At 53.9% G+C, this 15,309-nt stretch carries 12 protein-coding genes and 1 pseudogene; 4 read left to right on the top strand and 9 right to left on the bottom strand.

All coding sequences use genetic code 11. The annotated features are described in order from the left end of the window. Positions 1-21 precede the first annotated feature (21 nt). Complete coding sequence (phnD, locus tag QZ517_RS08110; RefSeq protein WP_294224904.1) at positions 22-999, bottom strand: phosphate/phosphite/phosphonate ABC transporter substrate-binding protein; 978 nt, start codon at positions 997-999, stop codon at positions 22-24. Positions 1,000-1,254: 255 nt separating this feature from the next. Here phnD and QZ517_RS08105 point away from each other — a divergent pair, with 255 nt between their 5' ends. Together QZ517_RS08105 and QZ517_RS08100 are read left to right on the top strand one after the other, a co-directional pair. Beyond that, entirely contained in the window at positions 1,255-1,983 is a 729-nt protein-coding gene (locus QZ517_RS08105; RefSeq protein ID WP_294224902.1) for a response regulator transcription factor, read from the top strand. Continuing rightward, entirely contained in the window at positions 1,983-4,478 is a 2,496-nt protein-coding gene (locus QZ517_RS08100; RefSeq protein WP_294224899.1) for an ATP-binding protein, read from the top strand. The genes QZ517_RS08105 and QZ517_RS08100 overlap by 1 nt, the downstream gene beginning before the upstream one ends. 261 nt (positions 4,479-4,739) lie before the next feature. On the opposite strand, the gene QZ517_RS08095 is transcribed toward QZ517_RS08100, so the two are convergent. The 6 genes from QZ517_RS08095 to QZ517_RS08070 form a co-directional block, all read right to left on the bottom strand. Beyond that, entirely contained in the window at positions 4,740-5,480 is a 741-nt protein-coding gene (locus QZ517_RS08095; RefSeq protein ID WP_294224895.1) for a calcium-binding protein, read from the bottom strand. A 548-nt stretch (positions 5,481-6,028) separates the two neighbouring features. Further along, the gene (locus QZ517_RS08090; RefSeq protein WP_294224893.1) at positions 6,029-7,102 is read right to left on the bottom strand and encodes a cell envelope integrity protein TolA; all 1,074 of its coding nucleotides are present in this window, start codon (positions 7,100-7,102) and stop codon (positions 6,029-6,031) included. Continuing rightward, on the bottom strand, positions 7,099-7,476 hold the full coding sequence (locus tag QZ517_RS08085; protein WP_294224890.1) for a biopolymer transporter ExbD: 378 nt from the start codon (positions 7,474-7,476) through the stop codon (positions 7,099-7,101). Before QZ517_RS08085 ends, QZ517_RS08090 begins: the two co-directional genes overlap by 4 nt. Positions 7,477-7,480: 4 nt before the next feature. Continuing rightward, positions 7,481-7,846, bottom strand: coding sequence for a biopolymer transporter ExbD (locus tag QZ517_RS08080; RefSeq protein ID WP_294224887.1), 366 nt, complete (start codon positions 7,844-7,846; stop codon positions 7,481-7,483). Continuing rightward, positions 7,839-8,483: a MotA/TolQ/ExbB proton channel family protein gene (locus QZ517_RS08075; protein ID WP_294224884.1), complete on the bottom strand. Its 645-nt coding sequence runs from the start codon at positions 8,481-8,483 to the stop codon at positions 7,839-7,841. Before QZ517_RS08075 ends, QZ517_RS08080 begins: the two co-directional genes overlap by 8 nt. A 5-nt stretch (positions 8,484-8,488) precedes the next feature. After that, on the bottom strand, positions 8,489-8,920 hold the full coding sequence (locus QZ517_RS08070) for a hypothetical protein (protein WP_294224881.1): 432 nt from the start codon (positions 8,918-8,920) through the stop codon (positions 8,489-8,491). Positions 8,921-9,955: 1,035 nt separating this feature from the next. Here QZ517_RS08070 and QZ517_RS08065 point away from each other — a divergent pair. Further along, positions 9,956-10,360, top strand: coding sequence for a response regulator (locus QZ517_RS08065; protein WP_294224878.1), 405 nt, complete (start codon positions 9,956-9,958; stop codon positions 10,358-10,360). Between the two features lie 86 nt (positions 10,361-10,446). Here QZ517_RS08065 and QZ517_RS08060 read toward each other — a convergent pair whose 3' ends face one another. After that, positions 10,447-13,155: a PAS domain-containing sensor histidine kinase gene (locus QZ517_RS08060; protein ID WP_294224876.1), complete on the bottom strand. Its 2,709-nt coding sequence runs from the start codon at positions 13,153-13,155 to the stop codon at positions 10,447-10,449. Further along, the gene (locus QZ517_RS08055; RefSeq protein WP_294224873.1) at positions 13,155-13,898 is read right to left on the bottom strand and encodes a transporter substrate-binding domain-containing protein; all 744 of its coding nucleotides are present in this window, start codon (positions 13,896-13,898) and stop codon (positions 13,155-13,157) included. Before QZ517_RS08055 ends, QZ517_RS08060 begins: the two co-directional genes overlap by 1 nt. Positions 13,899-14,145: 247 nt before the next feature. On the opposite strand from QZ517_RS08055, the pseudogene QZ517_RS08050 reads away from it, so the two are divergent. Beyond that, a pseudogene (locus QZ517_RS08050) lies at positions 14,146-14,829 on the top strand (helix-turn-helix domain-containing protein); the annotation flags it as partial. Positions 14,830-15,309 lie beyond the last annotated feature (480 nt).

The following is a 15,309-nucleotide window of genomic DNA, read 5'->3' as shown; positions in this document are numbered from 1 at the left end:
GGGCTTGGTTTGGTGATGGTGTTACTTACCGGCGAGACCCTGTGGGGTGTATTCCACACCGTTGGAGCTCTGGATCTGGCGGATGACCGCCCACTGATCTTTGTAGGTGATTGGGATAAATTTGCTCACGCCAGCAAACTCTTCACCCAGTTTGGTGCCAGAGAATTCAAAGGTGAAGAAGGCTTCTTTGATCTTCTCAGACAGCTCCGGGTCCAGGTTGTGGGCCACGGTGAAAGATGTGGTTGGGAACGGATCGCTTTCCCAGACCATGCGCACGTCTTTGGGATCATAGAGACCACGTTCCGCCATACGCTCGACCACTTCGGAAGCGACAGGTGCAGCATCATAGTCACCAGCCACAACACCCAACATGGATTGGTCATGCGAGCCAGAGTAAGTCACTTCGTAGTCTTTATCTGGCTCAACGCCTAGGGATGGGAACAGGGCGCGAGGGGCCTGATTGCCGGAGTTAGAGGTTGGCGAAGTGTGGGCTACACGGCGACCGGCGAGGTCTTTGACCTCTTTGATCTCGCTGTCAGCCTGGGTGAAGACTTGCAGTTTGTAGCCAAACTGGCCGTCGTCTGCACCCATGATGGCAAATGGCACCGCGCCCGCGAGGTTTACAGCAAAAGGCGTTGGGCCAGTGGAGAAACCAGCGACGTGCAGGCGGCCCGAGCGCATGGCTTCGACTTCGGCGGAGTTGGATTGTACTGCGAAGAATTGCACATCTTTGCCGGTGACGTCTTCCATATGCGCGATGAACGGTGCCCAGATGTCTGCGTAGACTGCGGGGTCTTCTACTGGGGTGTAAGCAAAGACCAACGTGTCCGGGTTGTTCAGTTCAGCGGGATCGGTTGGCGTATCTGCAACCAAGTCGCCGTTGGCGTCGCAATAGAGATCGTCCAGTGCGCCACGGTCTGCACAGTCTGCGGCGGCAGCAAATGCGCTTACCGATAGGATGCCCAAGGCCGTTGCGGCGCGGGTAATAATTGGTGTCATGGTTTCCTCCCTTAGAACGCTCGCCATGAAGTTGTGCTCCAAATGCAAGACGTTGACCAGAACAGCGTAGGAGAGGTGGGGGCGCTGAGGCGAGAAGGGTTCTGTTAACGGAACAGATGAATGCGGGCTTTCATGTTAACAATGTTACAAAGCCGCGCGCGCAGACTTACAATCTGGCATGATCTGCGAAACTGATTCAGAACAATTGTCCTCCTTAGTGGTGGGAGGTCACCTAACGCTGCAGAGTGGGGTTTCATGCAAACGGGCAAAGATGATCCGCTGATCGCCATTGTGGACGATGATGAAAGTGTGCGCGACACGCTGTCTGCTTTGATGCGGGAGAGCGGGTTTGACGCTGTGTGTTGCCCCGACATTGCGGCATTTATGGCTTTGGGTGATCCGCCACAGGTGGATTTGGCGCTGATAGATTTACGGTTGCGTGGGGAGTCTGGGTTGACGCTGGCGATCCATATACGAGAGCGGTACGAAATTCCAATTGTCATGCTGACCGGCGTTGGTGATGAGATCGACAAGATCATCGGCCTCGAAACCGGCGCGGATGACTACCTGATAAAGCCCTTTAATCCACGCGAGTTGGTGGCACGTATTCGGGCCGTGTTGCGCCGATATGGCCATGGCAGTGCCAAGACCGGCGTTGCGCCAGGGCAGGGCATCGCCTTTCGCGATATGCGGGTTGATCTGCAATCGCGTCGCTTGTTGGATGCGCAAGGCGATGAGGTACCGCTGACCAACGCGGAATATCGGTTGCTGGAGTATTTTGCGCGCAATCCAGATAGGGTGATCCCGCGGCCGGAGCTTCTCAAAGAGTTGGGCTCAGACATGGAACGCTATGTGGATCGCACGATTGACGTGCTCATTTTGCGGTTGCGGCGCAAGATTGAGCCGGTGCCGTCCAAGCCGGTGCATCTACAGACCCGACGGGCGCAGGGCTACATCTTTAACCTTGGCACGGATGGCGTGTGATGGCGATTTTGTCGAGGTTGAGCGTTAGGGCCCGCCTGTCTGCGGCCATTGCGGTTCTGTTTGGGTTGATCCTGTTGGTGAGCCTTGTTGGCATGTTGGTGCTCAATCGCACGGAACTCTGGATGAATGTTTTGCACAAAGAGACCTTGGCAGAGGTGTCCGATGCGCTTGATTTGTCGCGTGAATCCGCAGAGCTGGCCACGTCTGCACCGTTTTTGCACGCGTTGTTCCCCCCGTTTCAGCTCGAAAAAGAAGAAAAAAGGGTGCTGGAAAACCTGCGGCGCATTGAGGTGCTTGCTGCGGAAGACGAAGATCTAAAACTCCCAGTGGCACGACTGCGCTTGGCGATCGACGATTTGACCAAAGCCTTGGCGCCTCAGGCGGCACGCCAGGCGGAACTGGATGCAATTGATCGGGATATGGAGCGGCTGAATCAGCGGGTGCGGCGCTTGGCCAGTGATCGGGCTTTGCCGTTGGAAGAGCGCGAAGTTTGGGCGACACTGCAGCAACTGACCGCAGGTGCGATTGGGGCGGGGCGGGCCAACGCTTTGATTGAGCTTGGGGAGTTCAGTCGCCGATACTCCAAGCAACGGGGAGAGGCGTTTCGGCTTGTAACACCGATGCATGAAGGCGCTTTGGCGGAAATTGAAGCCGCAACAATGCGCAGCGAAAGCTTGTTTGTGTTAAAACATCGGGCGTTGGCGGCGCGGCTGGATGCGGAGAATGCTTTGTTTCGCATTCGGCAAGAGGCTCATCGCATCAGTACATTTGCGGAAAGCAAGGTTACCCAAGCGGAGGCACGACTGTCGCTGGCCCGGATGGAGACGTCTGGAAACTTAAAGATCGCAAAAAACGTGTTTTTGGCGTTGACGGCGGCGAGCTTGTTGGTGGCGATTTCATCGTCGTTGTATGTGTCGCGCTACGTGGCACGCAACCTGCACCTGATCGCCGCAGCCATGCGGCGGCTGGCAGCAGGCAATCATCGCACGGAATTGTCCGCTGGACCCACGTCGGAGGATGAGATTGGCCAGCTCTATGCTGCATTCCATGTATTTCGTGAAAGCGCGCGTAAGCTGGAGCGCCGCACACGGCAGGTTGGCCATCAAAACGCTTTGTTTTCGCGGGTGTTCCGCAACATCAAAGACGGGGTGGCAATTGCGTCGGCAGGAGGCTGGATTGAGGCCGAGAACGCAAATTTGCGCCACCTTCTGCGATTGCCTACGGCGGAAGAAGGCGTGCGCGCCAAGGTCGCAGATTTGATTGAACAGTCCAGTTTTGTGCGGCAAACCACGGCGAGTGAGCACGGTGGATTTGAGGAATATGTCGATTCCTCAGGCAATGTTTTGGAGCTGCGCCGCTCCCCTTTGCCCAATGGCGAAGAGGTCTGGCTGCTGTCGGAAACCACTGAGCGCAAGCGGATGGAACAACGTTTGGAAGAAATCCGACGTGTTGAGGCGTTGGGCAAGGTGTCGGGTGAGGTGGCGCACGACTTTGGCAATATCCTCTCGAGCATCTCGGGCAATTTGCACCTTTTGGAAAAGGCCGATCCCGAACGATCTAGGGACTTGCAAGCGCGGATCCGGTCCGCATTGGATCTTGGCGTGTCTCTGACTGAGCGACTGTTAGCTTTTGCGCGTAAGCAACACTTGGAGCCGCAGATAACCGACGTTGGCCAGTTGGTTGAGGGCATGGCGGATTTGCTGGAAATAGGCATGCCGGAGATGGTGTCCATGTCTTTTGACATACCTGATGCGCCCGTTTTTGCGCGTGTTGACCCGGGGCAATTGGAGAGTGCGGTTCTGAACATTTGCGTGAATGCGGGGCAGGCGATTGTTGGTCCCGGGCAGGTCATCGTGCGTGTTGGAGTGGATGCAGATGGCGGTGGTGGTGCGTTTGTGACCATTCGCGATACGGGGCGGGGTATGAGTGAGGACGCACGCAGGCGGGCGACGGAGCCGTTTTTTTCACAAAGGGACGATGGCAGCGGAACCGGGCTTGGGTTGTCGATGGTGGACGGTTTTGTGCATCAATCGGGTGGCGCTTTGTCGATCCGCAGTTGTACGGGCTTGGCTGATCATGGCACCACTGTCACGATGTCATTCCCACCAAATGCTGAGACTGCTTCGGGCACAGAGCACAGCGTTCGGCGCGGGCAGGCCCTGGTGATTGATGATGACCCTGCGTATTTGGGCGCAACGGCGGCTGTTTTGGCTGAACTGGGGTATGGTGTGGAGACGGCTTCGAGTTTTGCCGCAGGGCAACGACGGTTGAAAAACGTGCGGGAGTTGGGGCTTTTGGTCAGCGATTTGAATTTGGACAACGGTCAGTCCGGCTGGGAGCTATTGCAACTTGGTCATCGCCAATTCCCGGATTGCACCCTGATCCTTATGTCTACTCGAGACATGCAGGGGCGCGCAGAGGCCATAGACAAGGTGCAGCCAGTGATCCTGACGAAGCCGGTGACTGAAACGGTGCTACGCGAAGTCTTGGGCTGATCAGGTCTGCATGACGCGGCAATGCTGACAGGGGCTTTGCGATCATCGCAATTTGGTTTCGAGAAGTCGCAGTGTCTGAGTATATTTGCGCACAAAATTCCGCGACGGAAAATCGGTAAGGGATGGTTGTGTTTTGGAGGGTACTGGCCGCAAACGTGCATGATGTGGCCCAACTTTTAGTTGGACCATCCCAGTGGCTTTGGGCAAGGGAGAAAGCGGATACCCAAGGCCCCTTACATGCGAGGTGCGGTATTGGCACTCCTAGCCGAGGAGCAAACCACTATCCACATAGAAGGCCAAGAAGTCAGCTTCGCTGACACCTTCAAATGTGACTGTGTCGTTTGAACCAATATCGAGCACAGCGTTGCCGTCGACTTCGGTCAGCAGATCCAAGCCAAACGTTTCTGCAAAGGCAAAATTGGTATCGACCCAAGTTTGGCCATCTACTCCGCCGACAGAAAAATCATCCTGCCCGAGTTCGAAGTCTGTGATGACGACATCAGCGCTTTTACGGTTGTCTTGGAACACAAATTCAAAAGTGTCGGCTCCGGTACCTCCTGTTAAGGTATGATCGCCGCCTTTTTTCATGCGGGCCACAATCAAATCGTCACCTTCTCCACCGTCAGCGGACGATGTATGATCGCCGGTGTTTACGGTGTCATTTCCCACACCGCCAAACAGATCGTTATTTCCTTTACTGCCAAAAATGAAGTCGTCTCCAGATCCGCCATTGATTGTGTCGTTGCCATGGCCGCCTGAGAAGTTGTCGTCGCCGCCGGCGCCATTCAAAAGATCATGCCCTTTGCCGCCGTGTACAGTGTCAGCACCATTGCCTGCGTTGACAATATCACTGCCGTCACCACCCAATATGTAATCCGCGCCCCGGCCACCAAAGATCACGTCATTGCCGTTGTCACCGTAGATTGTATCGTTGCCCCGCCCGCCGATCATCGTATCGTCGCCGTCACCGCCATAGATTTCTGCGGAGATTGTGCCAGTCACGGCGATGACGTCATTGCCTCCGTTCGCAAATATTTGGTATCTTGAATATGTGCCTGGGTACGTGAAAGTATTGACCAAATAGGTGTCGGACGCATTGGTGCCGAAAATATTTAAGATGGGCATTGGGGGACTCCAAAATGTGTAAAATATTCAAGAATTATTAGTTAACTATCTTCTTATTTGATCCCGGTATCAAAAAAACGCCCAGAAGTCGCCTAAAGAACGCCACATTTTGCCAGCGCAACGGCTAGTTTACAGAACAGAATCATCTGTTTGGGGGGCAGGCGTCATGTGACTGGGGCTGTCCGCAAGTTTTATGGACTGATCGGGACGCGCCAACTGGTGACTTTCTCTTCGTATGAGGTGATACGCGGAACGAAGAGTTGGGCGGGTTAACGAAATTGGTGTCGCGCTATAGCAGGGCACATGACTTGGCACAGGTTGAACTAGGCACCATCGCCTTCCTGTCTCTTTCATTTCAGACCTTTTCGGCGTGCGTGCTTTCTCTTGTGGTCAGCAATCCTTGCTTGAAAACCGGTGCGTCCTGCCTACCCCGAGCTGTACCAAAACGACAGCTGTCGGCTTGTTCCATTCGGCGGTATTGGGAAAGGTGCGGCGCTTTGAATTTGGATGCGCGCCGCGCGATCGACATCTGAACTGCCGGAGCTGTCTATCACCTCGACCCAATTAAGGGAGCCATCCGGATTGATCTCAAAGTACACGCGAGCGAAGCCGGGCGTTTTGACGTGAACCGTGCGTGTGCGGTTGAGGTGCACCAGCACACGACCTGCATAATTTGTTGTGTCAGAGTTGCCAGGGCCACGGGAGTTGGCAGCCGAGCCGGATCGAATGCCAAAACCGCCAACGGCAACAGATCCTTCGCGCCGAAACGTCTCCAGCGGAGATTCAACGGTTTCCGATGGGTTGCGCAGGTCTGCAAAACCATCGCGCAACCCTGGGAACAAGGGTTGAGGCTTGTCTTCGGGACTTTCCTCAGGGAGGGTTTCTGTCACAGTTTCAGCGGGTTCAATAGGCGCTACCGGCAGCGATGTTTCCGGGAGCGAGGCAATCACCTCTTCTACGGGCTCGATGGGCACTTGGGGCGTGGATGCTTGTGGAACCACTGGGGTGAGTGCTTCTACTGTGTCCGTTTGTGATCCTAGCGTTGCAGCGGTATCCGCTTGTGGGGGAACCGGCTCGCTTTCGACTAATGGGGTGTTGGGCTCCAGGATATCCGGCTTGGGCGCGAACTCTCCTTGGGTGCCTTTGAGTGGAGCCGGCTCTACGATTTGGGCGGTGCCGGTGTCTGGGGCGTAAGTGTCTTGCGGGTTTTCAGAAGCGACGAGCACTTCGGTGTCCGGCACCTCCGCTTCGCTTGGGGGCGGTGTTGGTTGGACAGGCTGTTCCGGTTCCTGTTCCGGCGTGAGGTCAGGTTCTGGTTCCACGGGGTCTTCAAGCGTCTCAGCAATGTCTTCAAATGCGTTGCTTATGGAGATCAGGCCATCCACTGCTTTTACTGACGGCTCGCGCTCGATACGCCCGACGATACCAAGACCCAGTAGGTGCAAGCTAAGTGAAAAAATTGTTGCAAATAGGGCAATTATGAGCGAGCGCTGGATCACTTAAGAGCTCTTTCGGTTACCAAAATCACCGAAGTTGCCCCTGCGCGGCGCAGTGCTCCGGTAACCTCCATCAACCGTTGCGCGGGCACGTCCCGGTCCGGCACGATACGGGTGGGGCCTGTGCCGTTGGCGGCGGCATGTGCGTCTGCGGAGGTGGGCTGGCCACGAAAGCTAAGACTGCCGTCTGCATGCAAAACCAAGGCATCGGGCGGCTCCCGACCTTCCAATTCGTTGGTTTGCACGAGGTGCAGATTCGGATCGAGCGGCGGTGCGACGGTGCCCGCGATCAGGAAAAAGACCAACATCAAGAACACGACATTGATCAAAGGAATGGTCGAATCTCGTTTTTTACGGGGCGGCGGCTGGCGGATCATCGGGTCACTCCAGCACCAACACGTCGAGCCCATCGCGTGCGCGCATGCGGTACAAAAGGTCCACAAGACGCTGGGCACTGGCGTCCGCATCAAGGCTGACAAGAAGCTGCCCAGTTACGACGCGCTCTGCAATGCTGTCCAGCGTCGCAGGCTGACCGTTCAAGGTCAGCCGCTCTGCGCCCAATTGCACAAAGAACCGCTCGACAGATGCATCCACTGTGCCGCTGCCCTTGCTTGCGTTGCTGAGTTCGATTTCGCCAAAAGTTGAAAACGTCGACGTCAGCATGAAAAACAGGAGCAGCAGGAAAATCACGTCGATCAACGGCGTGAGTGTCAGAGGGCGGCGTACAAAGGGGGCAAGATTACGCATGATCCGCCAGGGCGTTGGCGGACGGTGGTTGTATGATGTCTTGTGGCATCAATACCGTGCGCAGCGCCTTGTCTGCAAAGACCCGTTCCTGTGCGGTGCGACTCTCCAACCAGGACAGCACCATGGAGGTTGGCATTGCCACGGCGAGCCCGACAGCGGTGGTGACCAAAGCGACCCAGATGCCACCTGCGAGCAGCGAGGGGTCAACGGAAGCGCCAGCAGTTTGCAAGCTTTGGAAGGCTTCGATCATCCCGAGGACAGTTCCGAAGAGGCCCAGTAAGGGGGCCAATTGTGCGATGGTGTCCAGAAGGCGAAAGCCACGCTCCAACCCGGCCAGCGCCAAACCAGCTTCTGCATCCAAACGGTCGCTCAGGGCTTGAGAGTTTGGCTTATGCATTGCGGTTTCGATAAATGGCGCCAGATAGCTCTTGCTGCCGGTGAGGCGCACCCGCGCACCACCCGCATCACCGGAGTCCCATGCGACAAGCGCGTCTGACAGCACCTTGTGCCGCCCAACCCCGCAGGCCGCGAACTGCCAGAGTTTGTAGATAGTGACAGCAACAGTTAGAACCGACATCACCAGCAAAATTGCCACCACCGGCCCACCCAGGGCCACCACATCGCGCAATCCATTCATAGTATTTATCCCAGTAACTTAACGGTGATACGGCTGCTGATCGTAAGTCCGTCGCCGCAAATGTCACTTTCTGCACCGTTTACGATGCACGTGCTTGTTCCATTGATGAGCGTTTGGCCAATGCTGTTGCATTTCACTTCCGGTACGTCAAATTGGCGCACACGAGGACGACCTTCCGGCAAGTCGCGAAAGTCAAATAGAGACAAGCGCACTACGCTGCCGGAAGTGTCAAAAATCACCGTTTCAAATACGGCCTTATCGATTGCAGAGCCTGTGTCGTTCTTGGCTACAAAGGTAAACCGGCAAGCGTTTTCAACGTCCTGAACGGCATTTAGCTCAAGCGACAGTCCAAGCGGCGCAGTCTCTGTGGATTGCGCGTGTGCGATAGTCGGGGCGGCCAGCAAAACGATTGCAACAAGGCGATGGATGAAAAGCATAGCAACTCCTATGTGACGGACACTGCGGCATCTGATTGGCGGCATGTATCCACTGATTGTTGGTTGATAACTTAGACGAAGGCGGAGAGGAAGACTTGAGCATCTGGCCCTAAGGCTTAGGTCTTCGGTGCGTTCATTGGAGAGTTCATCGTTGAGCCAATCCCATGGTGGAGGACGGCTCAACGTCGCGACCTATAAAACGGTCTGATGGAGCATCGGGTGTCTAATGACTTACCCCCCGCGCTCCTTGAACCTTTCGTCAATCCAAACTCCTGTCATGAAGCAACTCATGGGAGGAACTCGAGAAGTTCTGCTGGGTCGCCAGGAGGAGAAGTTGGCCGCCATGGAGGTGTTTGCGGTACCTCGAGAGGTGTTAGCCAAAATCTTCCACGAGGAGCTGAAGACTGGTCAAAACCGTCTTCGCCATATGATGTCGGAATTGGGATGGAGGTCCGAGTCTGCCAAGCGGGGTGGCGTGGACAACAGCCGGACTGTCTGGTTTTACTGCGACTATCAGGTTGTCGGAGGCCGAGTGAAAGGGCGCGATGGCTACGATGAATCGGTTTGCCCAATCCAAGAGGAAGCAAAGGACTTAGGAGCGATCGGCGTCCCGGTGTACTCAACGACTGAAGTCAGGAATGGTATACGGAAACCCGAGACAACATTGACGAGGATGCGAAACGATTTCATGGTGTATCTCCTTACGTTGCTTCTATTTTGGATACGCAAGGAGGCTCGTTTTAAGGCTGCGGCGCTATGCTGCTGTAGGCGTGTTTCGTGATCAATAACTGCTTCCAGCCCGAAGCGAACCTGAGAAACGGGTCTTACGGAGTAAAAAACCGCGCGGTTAATCCGACAACAACGAAGGAAACGGGGTTTCTCATTCTCTTCAACGCAGAAGGTATGCAGCTTGCCGAAGTAGCCCACGAGCTTCAAAAAACCGAAACTGACCTTGGATGGGGTCGATGAGTTGCTTTTTGTCGGGGATTGGGTAGGCTTGGGTTTGTCTCATCCCAACTAACTAGGATTGCCCGGATGCAAAAATTGTACATCGCGGACGACAATGTAGAGTTTGCGGAGTATTTGGCGCATGTTGCAACTCGAGATGGGTGGGAAACCGAAATCTGCAGCAATGGCCTCAAACTTTTGGAAAGACTGCGAGAAAGCGACGAGCCAGCTTTGTTGCTTGTTGACATTAACATGCCACAGATGGACGGGATCGAAGTCATCTCCGGAATAGCCGCACTCACCCGACCAATGCGTTTGCGTTTTATGACAGGCGGAGGAGCGCCATCCATGGAAGCGGCAAAATTGATTGCCCAAGCACGCGATATTGATGTCGGCGACAACATGCACAAACCGCTGTCTCGTGACCTTCTGAGAGACGTTCTGCAAACGGAAGCCGGAACGTTGGCTCAGAAGCAAGAGCAATCCATGTGAGGCCTCAACTGTTGTTGGCGGCGGCACTGCCAACAACAGGACGCAAGAGGTTGGACATGGATTGCGCGAGCAGTCGAATAGACGCTTCAAGCACTTTTGTTTTCCAAAACTTGCTGCACTTTTTCGAGCAATGTCGCCCTTAGAAACGGTTTGTTGATCAACAAACCACTGCTGACCAATTTACGAACCTCGACAGATGAGTTTTCCGCAAATCCCGTGGTATAAAGCACCTTGATATTGGGGTGGCATTTTTGAGCTAGTGCGGCAATTTCAACCCCGTTGAGGCCACCCGGCAACACCATATCCGTGAACAAAAGGTCAAAGCTCAGACCATCTCGCAAGTGTTGGTCTGCCTCATGACCATTTTCTGCCTCTTGGACGGTGTAGCCATGAGTTCGCAATATGGAAGCGGAGATATTCCGCACGGCAGCGTCGTCTTCGACCACCAAGATGTGCCCGACACCTCGCGCGTGCTCTTGCACGCTTTGAAACGCCTCTACCTCAGCCACCGCTTCTTTAGAGCGGGGCAAATAGAGTCTCACAGACGTTCCGTGACCTTCTTCGCTGTAGATCGTGACATGCCCATTTGACTGTTTAGCAAAACCAAAGACCATGCTGAGTCCGAGGCCGCTGCCCTTGCCGACATCTTTTGTTGTGAAGAACGGCTCAAACACCTTGAGTTGAACATCTTCTGACATGCCCATCCCTGTGTCACTCACCGTCACCTGCACATAATCTCCAGGGGTAACCTCTGTTGATAGCGCAGCGTAGGACTCGTCCAAAGTCGCATTCTGAGTTTCTATGGTCAGTCGCCCGCCCCGTGGCATGGCGTCCCTCGCATTCAGCACGAGATTAATTAGTGCGTTTTCAAATTCATGGGTGTCGATCAACGCGGGCCAGAGGTCGTCGGGGCACGCCACAGCCAGTTCGATGGTGGCCCCCAACGTTCTTTGCAACATGTCGTCGATACCGCCAATCAAATCACATACATTTGCTGGAACAGGAGCCAACGTCGATTGCCTAGAGAACGCCAGCAACCGACCGGTCAACGAGGAAGCCCGGTCCACAGCTGATTTGATGGTATTGATGAATTTCGTTGTTTCTGGTGTCTTGTCTGCCAGATCCTCAAGCATTTCGGTATTGCCAAGCATGACCGCCAACAGGTTGTTGAAGTCGTGGGCCACCCCACCTGTCAATTGACCAACTGCTTCCATACGTTGCGATTGCCGGAGTTGGTCTTCAAGCAATTTGCGATCCGAAATGTCGGATTGGACCGCAATAGCCAAAGCGCCATGTACAGAGTGCTCAAATCCGGTCACTGAAACCTCACTCCAAAACAGGGATCCGTCCTTGTGAACGTTGAGCACTTCTCCTTCCCATCGGTCGCCGTTCAAAATTTTGTCGGCAATGGTCGACGACACCTCTTCAGGGGACGGGTCAGTTTTTGCATTCAGCAAGCTGACGACACGACCAGTAAGCTCACCGCGATCATAGCCAAACGTGGCATCAAGTGACGCATTTGTGTAAATAATCACCCCATCGGACACCCGCGAAACAAGCACGCCTTCGCCAACCACTTCGATGATTTCACCTCGGAACGTGAGTTCTGTTTCCGCATTCTTGAATTCGGTAATATCCAGAATACTGACAGGAATGCTGCTGAAACCTGCGTCTGTGTCAGGCAGCGGGAGCGAGATCACACCAATGATTTCCTCCCCAGTCAAAGTGTAAAAAGTTGTTTCTGCCCGGAACAAACCTTGTTTGTCCCAAATCGCGCAAAGCTGATCCTCAAACATAACAATTGTTTCTGGACCGAACGTTTTTTCGGACTGCTGCATCAGCTCGTCTTCGGACCCAGCCCCGAACAGTTTCAGAGTTGCATCGTTGGCACTCAGAACTTCAATTGTTGTGAACAGCTGCCAGGCAGCATCTTCGTGCTCGTCAAGATAGTGCCGAAGATCATCTACCCCTTCGTTGCGAAGTTGATTGAGTGATTTGATAACCTCCGAGTAGTCGGCGTTGGATAGCGAAACCTGACTGTTTGCAATCAATCGCCGGTACCTCCGCTCCTCCTCTTTGAGGCGTGTGACAGCCTGCGCGCGGGCGTGCGACAGTTTGTTGTACTCAAGTGCAATTTCACTCAACTCATCTTTTTCATGCGTTTTGGATACAGGAAGTTCCGTTGCTCCCCGGTGGATGTGGTCAGCAATCTCCCTAAGCGGCTTGGTCAGCATTTTGTGGTAAATTAAGGCAAGGACAGTCGCTAACAAAACGTTTCTTAGGACACCAAAGCCCAAGACGAGCCCAGAGCGTTTAAAAAAATCTCTGGCAATAACATTTGTATCGACACGGATGATTAGCTCACCGGCGTAGAAGTTGGTTCTCTTCTCCACCAGTTGCGTAGAATACGACTTGACCTCTCCAAATATCCCTTCTGCCAACCAGGACAGGGACGTCTTTAATTGTGGGCGGGTCCTTGAGTACATCGTGTCGCCATAGCTATCGATAATAGTCGCTTCAGAAATCGCCAATTGATGAAACAATCCATTCACAACGGTCTGAGCCAACACTTTGTCGAGTCCAAATGCCGCTTGAAACGCAGGCTCTTCCAGTATTTTTAGAGACTGCTCAAATGTCGCATCTGTTTGTCGGATCTCCCGTCGAAGATCCGACAAAATTTGAATGGCGCTAAAGCCAATACCCAGAATAAATCCAACAACCACCGCAACACGTGCTTGCCGAAACGAAAGGCTATTCGAAAAATTCTTGCGCCAAGTGTTGTCCGGTCCTGACACTATTTGAACTCAGGTGGAATGTAACGTTGCACAAAGGTTTCGAATACACCTTCGTCTCGCAGCGCATTGGTCGCCTGATCCATTTTTGCCAATGTCTCTTCGGAAACTTGACCTTTGGCACATTGCAGCCACAGGGAATTGCTCTCGACCGAAAGGACAACACCAACGTCACGTCGTGTTACGTTTTCGGTTGCAAAACTATGGTAAAGACTAACCGCAGTTCCGGCAATTGCATCGACCCGACCAGCCAACAACAACTGTATACTTTGCTGGTAGTCATTTGTTAAAACGCGTTCAATATCCGGCTCAGTCATAACGGGTGAGCTTCTGAACGTACCTCGTGGAATTGCCAATCGTCGGCCGCGCAGATCACTGATGCCAGAGATTTCAAGTTGTGGCCGTGTCGCAATAATTATGTCCAATCGATCGTGGATTTCGGAAACTTGAACCAAAGTCTCTAATGACCACGGAGTTTGCAGAGCAACCACACAATCGGTAATGCCGCGCTCCAGGTCCTTCACCACCCGCGCAATGGGTAATACGCTGTTGGTAAAAGAAACGTCCGCTCGATCGACAATGGCCGTGCTGATATCCACAAAGAAGCCGAGGCGGCCTTCTGGATCATCGTGAAGAACATATGGCGCAAAGTCGAAAGTTCCAAACTTTACAGTTTCCGCAATACTCGAGTTTGCTCCGAACAATGCGATCATCAAGGACAACACACAGTTCAAAGAATATTTCATAGTGACAAGTCCCGTATCAATTTCCGTTGTAACCAAAGGCTCTCCTCAGGTCTGTGAGAAGCCTGAGTATGGTGTTACCTTTTGGCGCCCTGATCAAGCCCTCCAAGTTGGATCTTTGAGCAGATGGATGAACACAGCCTGTCGCAGTTGTGTGAGTGGCCTGTCTGACGTCTGCGCTTATGGGTCCAAATAGAGCGATTTGATAAGGGAGTGTTGCTGGCTCATAGTAACCACCGAGGAGTGCACGATGAGAAAGACAACGAAGAGTCCAGGCGAGAAGATCGTCGAAGACATCAAAAGGGCTACTCGCAAACAGTATTCTGCAGAAGAGTAGTTCAAAATTGTTCCGGATGGTTTGCGCGGCGAGGACATTATTGCGGGGTCGTGCTGTCGCGAAGTATATCGCCGGGTGTTTACTACAAATGGTCGAAGGACTTCATGGAAGCCGAGAAAAGCGGCTTGCGGGGGGCACAGCGCGGGCTGCCACGACCGACGCAGTCAAGGATTTACGCCGTGGAGGCCGTGACGGAGCAAGCGCGGGAGTTGCGCCTTCTCAACAAAGCTTGATCGACGATGGGGGCGACCGGGAATGAGGCGTGCTGCATCTGAGAAGCTGGAAATCATCCGGCTGGTCGAAGAGCGCCACCTTTCAGCGCGCCAGACGTTGGCCAAACTTGGCATCCCCCGCACCACCTTTTATCGTTGGTATGACCGATTTCAGCAGCGTGGCGCGGCTGGCCTGCAGGACCAATCGCCCAAGCCCAGGTACGTTTGGAACCGCATCCCCGACGCGGTGAGGCGCAAATCCGTACAACTGGCTTAAAATGAGACGGAGCTGTCACCGCGAGAATTGGCGGTGACGTTCACAGACAAAACGATGGCCCTCAATCAGCTTTGGCAGACAGACTTCACTTGTCTGAAGATCATCGGTTGAGGCTGGTTCTATCTCAGCATTCGACCATTGTCCTCGGACCAATGGTGGTCAAAAGTCTAATTCCTTGTCGACTAATCACACCAACCAGATGAGCCAAACTCACTCTTAGTTTAAGCCTCCCTTGCTTCCAAAAGCTCTGACGACAGGCAGAGTGGCCCTACCCGACCTCTATGGCTCTCTAGGCAATTTTGGCGAAAAGAGGCTGCTTTGGATCAACAAACATTGCAAAGTCGGCTCTGACGTCAGAGTTCTTGTGGTCTGGGGGGGCGCTATGCAAGGCGGGGGAGCTTCCGGGGTTCTCCGGTTCTCTATCCTGCGCCATCTTTACTTATCCCTATGCCTACACTTGCTGACAATGCTCAGACACAGCCTTCCATAGGGGCACTTACAGGGGCATTTCTGGGGGCAAACCTGATCGGTGAGGCCGAGTGAGGTCTTCGTCTATTGATGGTCGATGAAATGGCTGGGGTGGTAGGA

Source organism: uncultured Shimia sp. (genome assembly GCF_913054185.1).
Classification (GTDB): Bacteria; Pseudomonadota; Alphaproteobacteria; order Rhodobacterales; family Rhodobacteraceae; genus Shimia.
The sequence above is the reverse complement of the archived record's forward strand: the minus strand, read 5'-3'. Positions and strand labels throughout refer to the sequence as shown.